Annotated in this window: 16 protein-coding genes and 2 pseudogenes; 10 read left to right on the forward strand and 8 right to left on the reverse strand. The window is 60.3% G+C overall.

Annotated elements, in window-relative coordinates; all coding sequences use genetic code 11:
• The coding region (locus AC1Q6C_RS32580) for a PDDEXK nuclease domain-containing protein (protein WP_492667092.1) at window positions 1–641 on the reverse strand (641 nt) is incomplete at its 3' end.
• A gap of 65 nt (window positions 642–706) precedes the next feature.
• Between AC1Q6C_RS32580 and AC1Q6C_RS32585 the strand changes: the two genes are divergently transcribed.
• The 8 genes and pseudogenes from AC1Q6C_RS32585 to AC1Q6C_RS32620 form a co-directional block, all read left to right on the forward strand.
• Entirely contained in the window at window positions 707–1,819 is a 1,113-nt protein-coding gene (locus AC1Q6C_RS32585) for an aromatic ring-hydroxylating oxygenase subunit alpha (protein WP_234552738.1), read from the forward strand.
• 26 nt (window positions 1,820–1,845) lie between these two features.
• Window positions 1,846–2,049 (forward strand): ferredoxin, encoded by a 204-nt coding sequence (locus AC1Q6C_RS32590; RefSeq protein WP_054782319.1) that lies wholly within the window; start codon window positions 1,846–1,848, stop codon window positions 2,047–2,049.
• Window positions 2,046–3,233, forward strand: a complete 1,188-nt coding sequence (locus AC1Q6C_RS32595; RefSeq protein ID WP_046380385.1) for an NAD(P)/FAD-dependent oxidoreductase — start codon at window positions 2,046–2,048, stop codon at window positions 3,231–3,233. The genes AC1Q6C_RS32590 and AC1Q6C_RS32595 overlap by 4 nt, the downstream gene beginning before the upstream one ends.
• Before the next feature lie 37 nt (window positions 3,234–3,270).
• Window positions 3,271–4,797, forward strand: a complete 1,527-nt coding sequence (locus tag AC1Q6C_RS32600; RefSeq protein WP_234552739.1) for an APC family permease — start codon at window positions 3,271–3,273, stop codon at window positions 4,795–4,797.
• Between the two features lie 7 nt (window positions 4,798–4,804).
• Window positions 4,805–5,851: an NAD(P)-dependent alcohol dehydrogenase gene (locus AC1Q6C_RS32605; RefSeq protein WP_234552740.1), complete on the forward strand. Its 1,047-nt coding sequence runs from the start codon at window positions 4,805–4,807 to the stop codon at window positions 5,849–5,851.
• Between the two features lie 72 nt (window positions 5,852–5,923).
• Complete coding sequence (locus tag AC1Q6C_RS32610) at window positions 5,924–6,424, forward strand: Lrp/AsnC family transcriptional regulator (RefSeq protein WP_054782176.1); 501 nt, start codon at window positions 5,924–5,926, stop codon at window positions 6,422–6,424.
• Window positions 6,425–6,530: 106 nt separating this feature from the next.
• On the forward strand, window positions 6,531–6,857 hold the full coding sequence (locus AC1Q6C_RS32615) for a putative quinol monooxygenase (protein WP_046380389.1): 327 nt from the start codon (window positions 6,531–6,533) through the stop codon (window positions 6,855–6,857).
• Between the two features lie 44 nt (window positions 6,858–6,901).
• Window positions 6,902–7,174 (forward strand): annotated as a pseudogene (locus tag AC1Q6C_RS32620) (SDR family NAD(P)-dependent oxidoreductase); the annotation flags it as partial.
• 62 nt (window positions 7,175–7,236) lie between these two features.
• On the opposite strand, the gene AC1Q6C_RS32625 reads toward AC1Q6C_RS32620, so the two are convergent.
• From AC1Q6C_RS32625 to AC1Q6C_RS32645, 5 genes are all read right to left on the reverse strand, one after another.
• Window positions 7,237–7,587, reverse strand: a complete 351-nt coding sequence (locus AC1Q6C_RS32625; protein WP_074447157.1) for a transposase family protein — start codon at window positions 7,585–7,587, stop codon at window positions 7,237–7,239.
• Window positions 7,588–8,590: 1,003 nt separating this feature from the next.
• A complete protein-coding gene (locus tag AC1Q6C_RS32630; RefSeq protein WP_042920084.1) occupies window positions 8,591–9,586 on the reverse strand; it encodes a R2-like ligand-binding oxidase in 996 nt (331 codons plus the stop codon).
• Between the two features lie 89 nt (window positions 9,587–9,675).
• Window positions 9,676–9,993 carry a ferredoxin gene (gene fdxA, locus AC1Q6C_RS32635; protein ID WP_042920082.1) on the reverse strand — a complete coding sequence of 106 codons (318 nt, stop codon included), beginning with the start codon at window positions 9,991–9,993 and terminating at the stop codon, window positions 9,676–9,678.
• Window positions 9,994–10,020: 27 nt separating this feature from the next.
• A complete protein-coding gene (locus tag AC1Q6C_RS32640) occupies window positions 10,021–11,031 on the reverse strand; it encodes an NAD(P)/FAD-dependent oxidoreductase (RefSeq protein ID WP_042920079.1) in 1,011 nt (336 codons plus the stop codon).
• Between the two features lie 28 nt (window positions 11,032–11,059).
• Entirely contained in the window at window positions 11,060–12,166 is a 1,107-nt protein-coding gene (locus AC1Q6C_RS32645) for an NDMA-dependent alcohol dehydrogenase (RefSeq protein WP_042920077.1), read from the reverse strand.
• A 687-nt stretch (window positions 12,167–12,853) separates the two neighbouring features.
• On the opposite strand from AC1Q6C_RS32645, the pseudogene AC1Q6C_RS32650 reads away from it, so the two are divergent.
• Window positions 12,854–13,129, forward strand: a pseudogene (locus AC1Q6C_RS32650) (tyrosine-type recombinase/integrase); the annotation flags it as partial.
• A 368-nt stretch (window positions 13,130–13,497) separates the two neighbouring features.
• Window positions 13,498–14,244 carry a recombinase gene (locus AC1Q6C_RS32655; RefSeq protein WP_448278974.1) on the forward strand — a complete coding sequence of 249 codons (747 nt, stop codon included), beginning with the start codon at window positions 13,498–13,500 and terminating at the stop codon, window positions 14,242–14,244.
• A gap of 132 nt (window positions 14,245–14,376) precedes the next feature.
• Here AC1Q6C_RS32655 and AC1Q6C_RS32660 read toward each other — a convergent pair whose 3' ends face one another.
• Together AC1Q6C_RS32660 and AC1Q6C_RS32665 are read right to left on the reverse strand one after the other, a co-directional pair.
• The gene (locus tag AC1Q6C_RS32660; RefSeq protein ID WP_051649474.1) at window positions 14,377–15,405 is read right to left on the reverse strand and encodes a helix-turn-helix domain-containing protein; all 1,029 of its coding nucleotides are present in this window, start codon (window positions 15,403–15,405) and stop codon (window positions 14,377–14,379) included.
• A 199-nt stretch (window positions 15,406–15,604) separates the two neighbouring features.
• On the reverse strand, window positions 15,605–16,261 hold the full coding sequence (locus AC1Q6C_RS32665; RefSeq protein ID WP_492667093.1) for a TetR family transcriptional regulator: 657 nt from the start codon (window positions 16,259–16,261) through the stop codon (window positions 15,605–15,607).
• Between the last annotated feature and the right edge of the window lie 71 nt (window positions 16,262–16,332).

Raw genomic sequence — 16,332 nt, forward strand, 5'->3', positions numbered from 1 at the left:
TGCACCCAGTTGAAGAACAGCAAGTCGATATAGAAATCCTGATCACCGACCTCGAAATGGTACTGGCGTCCAACAAAGGCGAACCCGTGTCCCAGTTCGAGGAGGAACTGCTCCAGCCGACGCATCAGCGCGGACTCCAGCTCCCGCTCCGCGACACGTTCGGTGATGTCGAGAAAATCGAAGACGTACGGGTCACGCACCAATTGCTGAGCGAGATCGGAATCCTCAGCCGGAAGATGGTCCTGAAAATTCGACGGTGCCGCACCGATCCTGCACCGTAAACCGCTGTTGATCTGATTTTGCAGCACATTGCGCGACCACCCGTGTTCAGCAGCCGTTGACGCATACCAGTCGCGGTCGGACTGGTTATCCAGCTTGTCGAGCAATACCGTCACATGACCCCACGGCAATTGGCCAACAGGTTGTTGGCCAATTGCATCGCGCCCCCAGATGCTCGCCATCTGCCGCATGTACTTCAGATTGGTCCGCGACAACCCACGCATGTCGGGAAAGGCCGATCGAAGATCGACGGCGAGCCCGTCGATCACCTTTGAACCCCAGCCCTCTTGGTCGTCAACAAAAATGCGCAAACCATCAGTCGTGGATATAGATATATTGACTTTGCGTAGAAGAATGCGCATGCTGTTACGCAACGGGATGTGAGCTACCTTACATTCAGGCTGACGGAGAACGGGAAGTGCAATCAGTGACGATTCAGATGAGCGACATCCAGAACAAGTACGGACTACCGACTGAGGCTGAGATGCTGGCCTTATTGGCCGAGGGCGAGACACTGCCGGCCGCGTTCTACTCCGCGCCGGAGATCCATCAACTCGAACAGGAGAAGATCTTCGCGAAGTCGTGGCAGTACGCCTGCCACGAGTCAGCGGTGGCCAAGCCAGGTGACTACGCCGTCACGAAGGCCGGATCCATTCCGATCATCGTCACGCACGGCAAGGACGGACAGCTTCGTGGATTCGTCAACGTATGCAGACATCGTCTACATTCCATCGCCGAGGAAAACGGCAACAAGCCACTCCTGCAGTGCCCCTATCATGGTTGGACGTACGGGCTCGACGGCCAACTCAAGACCGCGCCGCGTTCGCAACGCGAGCCGAACTTCGATTGCTCGACCATCTCGCTGCAACCCGTCTCAGTGGAGCGTTGGGACCAGTGGATCTTCGTCAATCCCGATCCCGACGCCGCGCCGTTGGCCTCGGTGACCGCGGACATCCGCACCCGTACCGATGCGATGAACGTCGATCTTCGGGAGTACGAATTCCAGGTCCGCTACGAGTACGACATGGAATGCAACTGGAAGTTGTGGGCCGAGAACGCAGTCGAGTGCTACCACTGCCCGACGCTGCACAAGTCCAGCTTCGGAATGACGTATCACACCAGCCCCGACGACTACGCGATCGATTCCAGCGAAAACACCATCTGGCATCAGGGGCCGATCAAGTGGATTCCCGAAGGAGTAGATCCGGAAAAGCTCGAAGGTTTCCGATTCGCCTTCACCTTCCCGTCCTCATTCTTCGCACTCGACGACTACGTCGGGTTCATCGGCAGCGTTCAGCCGGTCAGCCCGCAGAAATGCTGGGCGTTCGTCGACATGTACGCCAAGCCCGGCACCGACCCCGAAGTGGTCAAGCAGTGGCTCGAGATGTGGGACCAGACCCTGATCGAGGACAAGCAAGCCACCGACATCCAGCAGATCGGATACAACTCCGGACGTATCCCCTCCGGCCGATTGCTGCTCGACAGCGAGAGCCCGCTACAGAGCTTCATGAAGACCACGCTCGCCGCACTCACCTCGTGAACCGCCCCGTCTACGAAAGACTGAAGATGGCCAAAATCACAGCTGACCTGCATAAATGTCAGGGATACGCAAATTGCGTCGTCACTGATCCCGACACGTTCGATCTCGACGACGACGGCAAAGTGGTGCTCGTCCGGGCCCATGTCGCCGCCGCAGACCTCGCGCGCGCCGACGAAGCGGTACGGTCGTGCCCCGCCGCTGCGCTGATGCTCGATTCGAGCCGGTCATGACGCACACCGTCGTCGTAGGAGCGTCGCTCGCCGGGGTGCGCGTCGTCGAGGCACTGCGCAACAAGGGCTTTGAAGGACGACTCACCTTGATCGGCGATGAGGACGCACTGCCGTACGACCGCCCGCCGCTGTCGAAATCCGTCCTCACCGACACAGCCCCACCGGTGATTCCCACATTCCACGACCTCGACTGGTACCGCGCGAACAATGTCGAACTTCGACTCGGAGAGCGCGCGCTGAGCCTGTCGTGCGAGTGCCGCGAGATCAAAACAGTAAACGGAACAGTTAGTTTCGATCAGTTGGTCATCGCAACCGGTGCCAGGGCCCGCAATCCCTTCCTGGATGCTCCTGCCGGTGTTCACACACTACGGACGTTCGACGACTCACAAGCACTACGCGCAGACATCGCATCCGGGGGGCATGTCGTGATCATCGGCGGTGGGTTCATCGGTTTGGAGGTCGCGGCCTCGGCTCGTTCCCTCGGTGCCGACGTCACTGTGATCGAAGTGGCGCAGATACCCCTCTCCCGCAATCTCGGTGTCGACGTGGCACCTGTGATCGCCCAAACTGCCGTCGATCACGGTGTTCGGCTGATCTGCGGACGCTCCGTCACCGAACTGGTTGGAACGCCGCGGATACGGCAGCTCGTCCTCGACAACGGCGACCGCATCGACGCCGACACCGTCGTCATCGGCGTCGGCGCAGTGCCCAACACCGAATGGTTGGCCGGGTCTGGACTGACAGTGTCCGCCGCCGGCGTCATATGCGACGGCTTCGGTCGCGCAGGTGACGAAATCTGGGCGGCGGGCGATGTAAGTGCCTGGGCAGATACCGACGGAATTCCGAAGCGGCATGAACATTGGACATCGGCGACCGAACAGGCAAAGGTGTTGGCACACAACATCCTCGAGGCCGACGAGCCGAGACGCACCGATGCCGCCGACTACGTCTGGTCGGATCAGTTCGGTCGACGGATCAATATCGTCGGCGACACCACACAACATGACGGCGTGCGGTTAATCTCCCGCAACAGCGAGAGCTTGGCGGCACTCTATTCGCGCGACGGCATACTCGTCGGCGCTTGCGTCATCGGCCAGGCTCGCCTGATGGTGAAATGTCGCACATGGATTGCCCGAGGCACGGCCACCTCGGAAATACCCGAATGGAACACCGCCGCAGCCTGAGTCCTTATCGTGCACAGCAACTCTCGAGAGAAGTCCAATGAGTTCAGCTGAAATACCGAAAAAGAAACGTAGTACACAGACCGCACCGTCGAACGAGAAGATGGTCCGCACCCTGACCTGGCGCGACGGAATAGTCTTCGCCCTGAACATGCCGATCGGCCTGTTTCTCACCCTGGGATACACGGTCGGCGCGATCGGCGGATGGACCGCTATTGCGATCTGGGGAGTCGCGTGCGCGCTGGCCTTCCTGCAGAGCAACCTCTTCGCCGAGATGGCCTCGATGTTCCCCGACAAGTCCGGTGGCATCTCGGTCTACGCTTACGAAGGCTGGAAACGTCACTTCGCCCCCCTCGGCGCAATCGCCGCCTTCGGCTACTGGATGGGGTGGTCGCTGTCCCTGTCCGTTGAAGGAGTGGTGCTCGGCACCCTCGTCGAGCAGGCATTCTTCCCGGACAACAACATTGCGATCCAACTTCCCATCGGCCATGAACTCGGTCTTCCCTACCTGATCGCCATCGGCGCGATCGCAGCGGCATGGGCCCTGAACTATTTCGGCGTGAAGTTGGCCGCCGGCGTTGCGCGCGTGACGGGCGCTCTGCTGGTGATCGGGCTTGTCGTCCTGATCGCGGGACCGTGGCTCTCGTCCGGTGCGGACTTCGATATGAGCCGAATCACCTGGACCGGCACGAGTTCTCCGTTCGACTGGAAGGTCATCGTCGTCTGGTTCTACATCACGGCATGGACGACGTACGGCACCGAAGTGTGTGCCAGCTTCGCTGCCGAGTACAAGGATCCGGTCAAGGACACAGCTCGGGCTCTACGCGCCTCCGCCGCAATGATTCTCGGTCTCTACATCATCGTGCCGTTCATGGTGGTCGGTGCCCTCGGCGAAGAAACGATCGGCGCCAACCCGGTGAACTACATCGGGCTGGCCTTCGATCAGATCCTCGGCAGTTACTCCTGGCTCGGCCAACTACCGGTGATGGCGGCATTCATCATCGCCATGATGACCGCGACAGCCGACGGAGGTCGATCGCTCTACGGAATCTCCAAGTCCGGCGGCACGGTGAAACAACTCGGCGTCCTCAACAAGTACGGAGTCCCCGGACGCGCGCTGACCACCGATATGACCATCAACATTCTCGTGCTGATCCTGCTGGGAGAGCCCATCGCCATCCTGTTGGCCAGCAACCTCGGCTATCTGACAGCCGTCACTCTCGCTGTGGGCGCCTTCGTCCTCCTCAGACGTGACCGACCGGACGTTCCGAGGCCCATCAAATTGTCCCGAATATGGATTCCGATAGCCTGCGGCCTGTTCGCGATCAACAGCTTCGCCATCGCGGTGGGGATAATGAATCCCGGACTGACCGGATATGGCGGTATGAGCGAAACCATCACCGGCATAGGGATTCTCATGATCGCCTGCGTCCTCTGGTACTACCGACAACGAGTCCAAGACAAGACGAAGATCGAGTGGCGCATCCACGACGAGGACGAACCGAAGCAGCACAAGAGCACAGCCGCCAACGCAACCACCGACTCCACCACCGGAAACAGGAGCTGAGTAACACATGAAGGCAGTACGAGTTCACCAGTACGATCAACCGCCCACTCTCGACGACGTCCCCCAACCCGTCGTCGTCGACCCACACGACGTGATCGTGAAAGTGGAGGGCGCCGGCGTCTGCCGAACCGACCTGCACATCATCGAAGGCCAGTGGCAAAACAAGAGCGCTGTCCGACTTCCGTACACGATCGGCCACGAGAACGCCGGAACGGTAGTCGAAATCGGCACGGCCGTAACCAATGTCGCCGTCGGCGATTCCGTGATCCTGCATCCGCTCGCCACGTGTGGGCTTTGCCTGGCCTGCCGCAGCGGCGACGACGTTCATTGCATCAACTCTGATTTCCCGGGAATCGACACCGAAGGTGGTATGGCCGAGTACCTTCGGACCACCGCACGTAGCGTCGTCAAACTCGATCCGTCCCTCGCCCCCGCCGACGTCGCGGCACTCGCAGACGCCGGACTCACCGCATACCACGCCGCACGTAAAGCCGCGGCATTCCTGCGCCCCGGCCATACCGTAGTTGTCATTGGCGCCGGTGGACTCGGGCACATCGGCATCCAGGCGCTGCGCGCCCTCGCATCGGCGCGGATCGTCGTCGTCGACCGCTCAGCCGAGGCGCTCGAACTGGCCCGGGAGATCGGCGCCGACGTTACCGTGGTCGCCGACGGCACCGAAGCGCAGCAGGTTCTCGACCTCACCGACGGTGCGGGAGCCGAAGCCGTACTCGACTTCGTCGGTGAAGGAACCGCCATCGCGGCCGGAGTCGCGATGCTGCGGCGGGCCGGAACCTACTACGTCATCGGCTACGGCGGGAAGCTCAACATTCCCACCATCGACATCATCAGCACCGAGATCAACTTCGTTGGAAACCTGGTCGGCACCTACAACGACCTCGTCGATCTCATGGCGCTGGCCGCAAGCGGAGCAGTCACGCTGCACACCGTGAAGTACCGGTTCTCGGACTTCCAGCAGGCACTCGACGACCTCCACCACGGCAAGGTTCGCGGGCGCGCGGTCCTGGTGCCCGACGACCAATTCGTCTCGGCCTGAACTGTGCGCAGACACGCGGAACACCCACACCAATATGCAATGCGTAAGAACTAGACTCAATCGGTGCGCAAAATGACGGTCTCCGGAGAATCAGAGTTGATCGGTCGCGGCGAAAACGCCGTCGAAGAACTCGATGACGTCGATCGAGGCATCCTACGACTCCTCCAGAGTGACGGCCGGATCCCATACCGCCAGATTGCACGTGAACTCGGCATCTCAGAAGGCACCGTGCGCATCCGTGCGGGACGGATGCAGGACTCCGGAGTACTGAACATCGTCGCGATAGCCGATCCATTCCGCCTCGGTTATCGGGTGCTCGCCTTCTTGCTGATCAAGGCCGAACCCGGTCGCCACGACCACATCGTCGAATCGCTGACGGAATGGGAAGAGGCGACGTACGTGTCCACGTGCGTCGGTAACGCCGACATCTACGTTCAACTCGTCTGCCGCGACAACGACCACCTCAACAACCTTCTCCACACCCGCATCCCTGACATCGGAGGCGTCCGCGAGTGCCAGACGTACATGGAACTCAAGATGCACAAGGTGTCGTACGGATACGCACCTTCCTGACCCAACGGCAGTAACCACCAAACAAATCCACATCACGCACCGCGCATTACAGCGCGCGTGCGCCTTTCGGTGTACCCGAAGTACATTTTCACAGATCGGACATCCCATGATCTTCATCGTCGTCAAGTTCACCGTTCGCCCCGAGCACCAGGAAAACTGGCCGAACATCACCGAATCCTTTACGGCGGGAACCCGAGCCGAGCCGGGCAACCTCTGGTTCGAATGGTCACGCAGCCTCGACAACCCGGCGGAATACGTTCTGGTCGAAGCATTCCGCGACACGGACGCCGGCGTCACACACGTGGGGAGCGATCACTTCCGTGCCGGGCTCGACGCCATGCGTCCCGCCTTGAGCGAAACCCCGAAAATTCTCAACACTGAGCTGCCGGGCGAAGACTGGTCACGCATGGGCGAACTCGATATCACGAACTGACCCGTTCACCACTTCACGCTGAGCAAGAACAGGATTGAACAACCATGAGCAGAGTTGCAGGAAAAGTAGCGTTCATCACCGGGGCCGCACGCGGTCAAGGCCGTAGCCACGCCATCAGGCTTGCGCAGGAAGGCGCCGACATCATCGCCATGGACGTCTGCGGCGAGGTCGGCCGGACCGCCGACTTCTACGCCCCGGCCACCGACGAAGACCTCGCCGAAACAGTTCGGTTGGTGGAAGCCGAAGGTCGCCGAATCGTCGCATACAAGGCCGACGTGCGTAACTACGACGCACTGGCAGCCGGATTGAAGGACGGTGATGTCGCCTTCCCAGCTTGAAATCATCGACACCGAGCACTTCGACAGTGGTCGTGGGCGGATCAGGTAGCGCTCGGACCAGGCGCAACAGGGTAGAGCGTCCGACATATATGCCCAGCGCAGATGCCAAATGCGATCTTCTCGAGGGTTCCGCGTAGCAGCGGAGTGGTCCGTGCGTAAGCCTTGGTCAGTCCGTCGATCTGCTCGACAAATGTGCGTCGGTCACAGCCGGTGTTCGAGCACATAGGTCGACGTACCTGCAAGACAACGTAACTCGATCGGCCAGCTATAGCCGTATCGGCGAGCATTCGTTCGTACCGACTGTGCACTCGTTTCGAGGAAACACCGCACGTCGGGCAGCTCGCCAACGTCGACAACGGTGACGCCCGAATACGGACTCCGCCTGCGGTCACATCGACCGAATCGATGTCGACACCCGCCAGATGCGGAAGAAATGCACGCAGGTCACACCAGTTCTCAGGACATCAGAACGATCATCTCCCACACGGTCCACGTCATATCGGAACGACACGCGGCGTGAAGGTGGAGCCGTCACGGAAAGTGGGCCAGAACCAATTCCAACCCGTCGTTGACAGAGCCTCCCCGAACTGCCGCACCGATAGTGGGATATCCGGAAAACGCGGAGTTTGCGCGTAATGGCTTCGATATCCTTTGGGGATCAGCGCCATTGTCGGCGATCCTTCGGGCCGTTTCTCGGGAGGAACCGCACGAACCTTTCCTCAGCCGTCTGTCTGACAATCGTTGGCGCGGTGTGGGCGTCCTTGTTGAACTGTGGCCGTGGACTTCGATGATCGAGTCGTTGATGTCGATTAGCACCCGACCGCCGTCGCCGGCAGTCAGGGCGATTTCAGCGAGTCCGCAGAGAAACCGTGACGCCACGGCGTCGAGTTGGCGCGCGTGCCCGAAGGCGAATTTGCGCAGGCACGAACCCGACGTCGAAGGTGCCTAAGGGTGGTCGAATAGCGATTTCATTGCTCCGTGGCGGAGGATCGCCATGGCAACATGCTAGCCTAGCTGTGCCGTCGACGTGAGCGCCGCCGAGTGATCAATCTTCGGCCGGCATTGGCGCCTGCATCAGTCGGTACGGACAGGTGAGCAGTCCGGGTCGCTCGGCCAACGCGACCACTGGGGCCCAGCCATACGGTGGAAACAAGATTCGGGTCGTCGAATCTGGAAGTTGCGATGGTCGGGGTTGAGATAGTTGCATCTGCGAGGTGCTCTTCGCTGCGTCCGAATGTGATCTTCAGGAAATCTTGTTCATTCACTACGGCAAGGCTTTTCGCATTACGACTTGCGTTCGGCCACTATTTGGATCGGTGTATCCAGGCTTAACGGGGCGGCGATTGAAGGGACTTGGGGGGCTGGTCGAGACCAGCCCCCCAAGGTCTAAATAGCCTAGCTGCCGACCAGTTTCTTGTCCTGTGCGATGGCGTCAGCGATTGCCTTCTGATCCTGGATATGGAAGCGTTCTTCCAAATCGGCGGGGGAGTAGTCGAGATCGATACCCGCGGGATCTAGACCGCGAGCACTCTCCATCGATTCGAGTCGACGGTTGACCTTGTCGAGTGCGTAGTCGGTCATCTCGTCGATCGTGATGCCGAACGGAATTCCGCGATCCTCGTACTCGCTGAAGAGATTGACGATTAGGTTCAACGCAGGATTGAGCAGTTCCTGCATGCGGTCACTGACAGCGTCCCAGTTACGATCGTCAGCTGCAATGTGACGGCGGCACGTGAATGTTCCCCACGCCATGTGCCTGCGCTCGTCGTCACCGATGTGTTTGACGAGCTTTTGCATACCGGGCAAGATCCCCCGTCGTTGACACATCTTGGCCCACGCAAAATAGCCTGTCAGAGCGATGCAACCCTCAACGACGTGGTTGTACGTCACGCTCGCCCGTATTTGGTTCGCCGGGGATGGGTCCTCGGTCAGGGTGTATAGAGCACTGGGCAATTCGTCCAAGAAAATCTGCTTGTACGCGTCGCTGTACTCGACGTACTGGTGCAGATCTGTATTCTCGTGGCCAATGGCATTGAAGAAGCGCCGGAAACCCTCGGTGTGCTTAGCTTCCTCGTAGATAAACTGTGTCAGGTACAGTTCGTCACCGAGGCGCCCCTCTGCAGCCATTGCCGCCGCGAACGGCTGCAGGTCCTGAGTCACCGATTCCTCGCCGCCGATGAATTGAGACGCCAGCACCATGGTCAATCGCTGTTCGTCCGCGCTCATTGCGGCAAAATCCACCGCATCCTGGGTGAAGTCGATGGCCGCCGGATTCCAGACCTTCCCATTACCCTTGGTGAAAAGTTTCATCGGGAAGTTGTCGAGTTTCAGGCCACCTGGGGTAAGGCTGCCGAAACCGGTCCGACCGTTGTGTGTGATCGAGCGCTCCATACTCTGCTCCTAACAGTTTTTTCGGTGATGTCGCCGCGCGTTCCGCGACGACTGATGCATATAGCGTGTCGGTGGCGTGACTCGCCGGGTTAGTCGTCTTTGACAAAGTTCTTGACGAATTCCGGATCCTCAAGTGCTTCCTCGACTGTGGTTGAGCCGCCGGGATTCCCAATGGTCTCGAAAATGTTGGCAGCCGCTTCTTTGAAGGGCTTCCACTTGTCGGCCAGACGTTGCATGGGTTTGATCGCCTCTACCGGGCACACGATTTCGCACGCGCCACAGTCGATGCACTCGGTTGGGTTGATGTACGCCATCCGCCCGCCCTCGTAGATGCAGTCGACCGGACATTCCTCCATGCAGGATTTGTCCATGATGTCAATACAATTTTCGCCGATGACGAAGCCCATGACGATGCTCCTTTCCGATCCGGGTTTCTAGCTGATGGCTGCGAATACCGGCGCATTGTCGCTGGAATGTCCGGGTGCAAGACCGACTTCGGGCTGAAGGATGGCCGCGGCGTTGTTCACCGCAGAGGCGACCTCCCCGAAACCGACCGCGATAAGTTTCACTTTTCCTGGATATGTGGCGATATCACCGGCAGCAAAGACGCGGTTTCGATTGGTCCTCATTGTGGTATCGACCAGGATCGACCGATTCTCAAGTTCGAGTCCCCAGTTCGCGAGCGGACCGAGTTGCATCGTGAATCCGAGGGCCGCGACGACCAGCGTGCAGGGAACCGTGACCGGCTCGGTAGAGGCTTTGACGTTGACGATGGCGGAGTCGACGCTGCCATTTCCGTTCAGTGAGATGATTTCGGCATCGACGAGCTGGCGGCATGACGATTCCTGCAACAGTTTGACGCTGTGTGCGTGGGCGCGGAATTGCTTGCGGCGATGCACCAGGGTTGTCGATCGGGCACGCTCAACAGAAGCCAGCGCCCAGTCAACCGCTGAGTCGCCGCCCCCGACCACGAGCACGTCTTGCCCTTCAAGCACGTCGAGCCGGGGGACGAAATATTGCACACCCTTGCCCACAAACTCTTCGCCGCAGGGCAGAGGTCGAGGCGACACGGACCCCACCCCGGCGGTAATGACAACAGCCGAAGCCAGAATCTGCAAGCCTGTACTGGTTGCAATCTTCCACCGGTCTCCAACTGGGTCGAGACTAACCGCCTGCTGCCCCAACAGATATGTCGATTGAAACGGTGCGCCCTGCTGAAGAAGTCCGTCGATCAGCTTTTGTCCCTTTACTGATGGGAATCCGGCGATGTCGAAGATCAGCTTCTCCGGGTACATCGCCGTGATCTGTCCACCCGGGTTGGGTAGTGCGTCGATGACGGCGACCGACAGTCCGCGGAAGCCTGCGTAGTAGGCGCCGTACAGACCTACCGGACCGGCGCCTACAATGAGCAGGTCGACATCGACTGAATATTCCGTGCTAGCCATTCTTCTGATCTCTCTGTCAGCCCAGGGTTTAGAAGCGGATTAGCCCGCGGATGTTGTGTCCTTGACGCATGTCTTCGTAGCCCTCATTGATGTCCTCGAGTGCATACTCCTTGGTAATGAGCTCGTCGAGTTTGAGTTGACCAAGGTTGTAGAGCTCAAGGAGGCGAGGAATATCCATCTGGGGGTTGGACGAGCCGAAGAGGGATCCCTTGATCGACTTCTCGTACAGGGTGAGTTCGAATAGTGACCCGGAAAACGATTCTTCGTCCGGATGGCCAATGGCAGTGACGACCACTCGGCCACGCTTTCCGACCAACGAAAGGGCAGGGAGAATGTAGGAACCTTCGGCTACACCAGTGGTGATGATGCATGCATCTGCCAGTTGCCCGCGGGTGAGGTCCGCGACCACCGGCCATGCCTCGTCAACGGTGGCGAAGGCATGCGTTGCACCGAACTCAAGTGCCTTCTCACGTTTGAATGCGACCGGATCGATAGCAATCACGTAGCGGCAACCGGCAATCCGCGCGCCCTGCACTGCGTTACTGCCGATCCCCCCCACTCCGATGACCACCGCGGTGTCGCCTGCGCGCAGCTCGCCAGTGCGAACCGCTGAACCGAAGCCCGTCGTCACGCCACAGCCGACTAAGGCAGCGCGGTCGAGGGGGAAGCCTTGATCGATCTTCACGACGCTGGCCACGGGGACCACGGTGTACTCGCTGAATGTGCCGAGCACACACATCTGCCCGATGTCTTCACCGCGTCCGTGGAATCGGTAAGTGCCGTCAAGCTGTGGCCCCAGAACGATGGAGGCGCCCATGTCGCACAAGTTCGTCATGCCTCGGGCGCAGTAGCTGCATCGTCCGCAAGCTGGCAGGAAGGAAAGGACGACGGGATCGCCCTCTTCGACTTCGGTGACGCCGGCTCCCACCTTGTGGATAATCCCTGCGCCCTCATGACCGCCGACGACGGGGAAGGGAATCGGAATATCGCCCGTGACCAGATGCTCGTCTGAGTGGCATAAGCCGCTGGCTGTGAGCTTGACCATCACCTCGCCTGGCTTGGGATCGTCGAGATCGAGTTCATCGACCTGCCATTTCTCGCCGAGTCCCCACAGGACCGCAGCCTTAGTTTTCATCCATATTCTCCATTCATCAGTAACCTCCGACACGTCTACTGTGCCGGTGTGGTGTACATCACCGCGCGGTCCTTGAGCGCCACCTTTGGCCCGAGCGCGCCACCCGGCATCACGGCAGAATTCGCCTCGACCGATCCTTTGGGGTGTGCTGGTGGGGTTTCGTCCGAGGTGGTTGTCCTTAGCGTGGGGCGTGCTAGCGGTCTATCAGTGCCACTAGGTTCGGCCCCACGAGGCCTTTGTGAGCAGGGCAAAAAGTCATTCGGTCTGTGCATCCTTATGTCTTCGGCGGGTTGGCATCGTCAATCGACGGGATTCACCGGGACAAGGGTCCGTACGTCATTTCGTGGTATCCTTCCCGTGCGTACGGCGGCGCTAGCACCGCGTGCCCGCGCGATGAACCAGATTCGGGCGAATTTGATGGATCACGGGCCTACTTACTACACGGTCCCGGGTGTTGAAAGAGGATACTTGCGCGGCCTCGAGACGTGTCGGCGAGGTGTGGCCGTACGCCCGACCGTGCCCTGACACGGTCTTGGAGAATGAAATCGCACGAAGGCCACTCCACCCTGCCGTCGGCTTACTGGACGGAGCGCTGGCACACGAGGTTCGACCCGCCTGCTCGTGCGCTCCTGCTGATGCTGGTTCACGGAACGAGTTCGAAGGTCGAGACTTATTTGCGGGCGAGACCTATTTGCCATACGAGAAAATCTCTCCGACACAGCCCTGTCCGGGGCTACGGTACATGCGGCAATCCGGCGTCGCGCTGGCTACGATACCGCCACCGTCGCCCAACTGGGCGGGCTTCACTGCGTGCCGGATTCGTCACCCAAGCCTTCCGTAACGGTGCAGACGTACGCGCCATCATGCACCAAACCGGGTACACCACAACCCGCAATGGTCGAAACATACGCTCACGAGAATGCGCCACTGGTCGGCAACGCCGTTACCGAGCTCGGCCTATGACCAGGCACCCGACCGAGCCCGTGACCGGCGACGGGACGACCGGGGCAGATGCTGACCACGACGACCGCCCTTGTCCGATACGACCAGCGGACATCACGAACACGTCGATACCGAGGCGGGATCGGCACACGTGGTCACTGTTCGAGGACTGGTGCACCGCCCATGGCGAACCCTCACTGGCGGCCTCTCCGGAGTCACTTGCTCGGTTCCTTCACGCGCACCCCGCCGCGCCGACGACCCAACGCCGTCGGATCGCGGTGATCGACACCGCTCATCATCGGCATCTATTACCTCCTCCCGGGCGCGCTGAGACCGTCCGGGCTGCGCTGGATGGTGCCCGCACGTCGCGCCTGCAAGAGGTGGCAGCCGTGATCGGCGGAATCATCGCGCGGCTTCCCGAATACGGTTGGCCGTCAGCGTTGTTCGCACGCAGAGACGCACTGATCCTCACGCTCGCTACGACAGGTCTGCCGTACACGCACATCGCGGCCCTGCGGGCGTGCGATGTCACCGCCGATGCGGGTCTCGACGCCCTTCGCGTCGAGACAGGCCGCGGCGTTCATACCCTCACCTCCCTCGCGCTGGCGGGGACGGGCATCTCGCCGCGGATGGTGTACCAGCGCTGGTGTGAGGTGCTCGGCCATCGGACCCGGTATCCGAGCACTCGAATGATCGCCGACGCTCTCGATGCCGTGGACGGCGGCGCCGGGCTCGGCGGATACGACCGGTATTTCGACCCGGCCGGGAAACAGCCGCTGTCGACTCCTATCGACCGGTGGGGCCACACCCCGTTGGCTGCGACCCCGCTGACCGCCCGTGCGGTCGCGGGCATCGTGCGAATGCACCTGGACGGACGGGCACCCACCCACCTGCAGCCCACTGCGCGGTCACAACAGCCGGAGCAGATCGCGGCACCGGATCCAGTACCGCGGGTCCTACTCGACCCCGGCTACTGCGAACGCGGAACGCTTGCGCGTAGACACGCCCACGGTCTTCTCGACGACGTGGACTCCGTTCTGGCCGATGTCGAAACGCGCGCGGACAGCCTGTTGGAAGCACTCGTCGACTTTCTCGAATCGGAGACCACACGCGTACCGGCCGACACCGTCGAGTGACAAGTGGTTCGTACTCGGGTTTGCACAAACTCTTCTTCTCACGGCAGGGTGGCGGTGACGTCTCCGAAATCTCCGCGATGAAGATCGACCAGGCCGCGAACGGAGGCATCGATCTGACCCCGTCTGTGTGGTCTACGTCGAATCCGGGTCGTCCGAGAGTCGTGGGTTTCGGAAGTCTTTCGGAGAGCGCCCGGTCCAGCGTTTGAAGGCATGAGAGAAGTTGGCGAGGTCGCTGTATCCGAGTTCAGAAGCGATCTCGCTGACCGAAACCGAGCGGTCGAGGAGCCGTAGCATCGCGCGTTCGTACAGCAGCGATTGGCGCAACTTGCTATAAGTGGTCCCTTCTTCGGCAAGCCGCCGCTTCAACGTGCTGCTGGACATCGACAAAGCTTGTGCAACATCATGGTTGGTTCGCTGTCCGAGGTCCTTTTCCAACAGTTGCCTCACCTTCTCGGCGGATGGCATGGACCCACTCCGATGGGCGAGTGTTCGCTGCAGATCAGCGATAGCGAGTCGATATGCGAGAGGGTCCGAGAACCGACAAGCCTTGTTTAGTGTGTCCTCGGGTACGTGGACGAAGGAAATCGGAGCGTCGAAGAACCGGCGATTCGCCCCCGGACCTTTGTCGTGGCTCACCTCGGTCGGCTCCGGCCAGCTCAGATGGAGTGTCACCGGCGATATGTCACCGGCGAGCATGTCCAGCAGTCGTAATAACGCCGACCCACCGTAGGTGATGACCAAGCAGTCCAGTGCGGAATCGCCTGTGTGCGCAGTGAGCCCGACGATCAGACCGTAGTCGCCAGTGTGGAACTGCGATTTCAACGCCGTGGAGATCAATGGCAGGTATGTTAGGAGATCGACGATCTCGGCGACCGAACCAGCGCTGATCAAAGGTGAACTCAGGGGCCCGAACGATGTCAACTGGGCCTGCTCGGCAAACGCAAATCCGAGTCGAGTGGCCTGGGCGATATCGAGTTCGGGATAGACCTCCCGAAACCACCGTATCGGTGCCTGGACGTCATGCTGAATGAGCGTCGCTTCACTGGTTCCTTCGCGGTGCATGATCGCGCGAAGGCGCGCGGCGGCGCCAGGGTCGAGTGCGCGGCGTTCGAGCAGCTGCACGAACGCAAGCGGTGGCAAACCCTCATCGCTCAGCTTCACGGTGATTCCTTTGACCCGAATTCACAAGTTTATGACTCCACCGAACATAGCCGTCACCCACGTTTGCGACGACACTTTCGTCGATCACGCCAGGAACTGAGGTGGTGGCAAGCTGGACGGATTCTTGTCCGGAAGTTCGTTTCTCTTGAGAATGGGAATATTGCGTGACACCGACGCTAGCGGCGCTACACCGCTGTCGCTACGGTCGACCGAATCGAGTCGTCTTGCTCAACTCTGGATTGGCTTGAAAATCTTGGAACCCCTCGATGTACGGAGCGAGTAGGTCTGCGATATCGGTGGCGGTCTGGGCTGCGTCAGTCGGGGGCCGTGAGACATACGCCAAGGCCATCTGAACGATGGACGTGCTCAGGATATCGGCTTGGCGTTTCGGGGCTTGCACCCAGCATCGCTGAAATGTGGCAGAGAGGTGATCTGCGGCTCGCTCGACAAGCTGGGTGCTGTGAACAGTAATGAGCCGCAGGAGGTCTGCGGATGCGTCTTCTTCTCGTAGCGATCTGACCAATGGGTCACGTTCGGAGACGGCGAAAAACGCAGCCAAACCTCGGCCGAGCGCCAATCTGATATCACCAACGCAAGTGTAGAGTCCATCGTCCACCACACTGACCAGCTGATCGGTCAGTCGTATCGCGTAGCTCTCCGCCACACCGCGCCGGGACCCGAACTCGTTATAGATGGTCTGTCGAGACAAACCGGCTTCCTTCGCGACCTCGGACATGGTCACGGACTTCCAGCTCTGCCGCAGCAGGAGAGCGCTCAATGCGTCTAACGCGGTCGCACGAAGGAGAGTGCTTGCCGCTGTCCGGTAGCCACCATCAGGGCGCGCAGTGCGGAGCAATGATCAGAACCTGTGGATGGTTCTCGGCGAGGCGGCGTGAGTGGGCGCACCTTCCCGGGAATGATCTGAAA

The sequence above is a fragment of the Rhodococcus sp. MT28 genome (genome assembly GCF_058792695.1).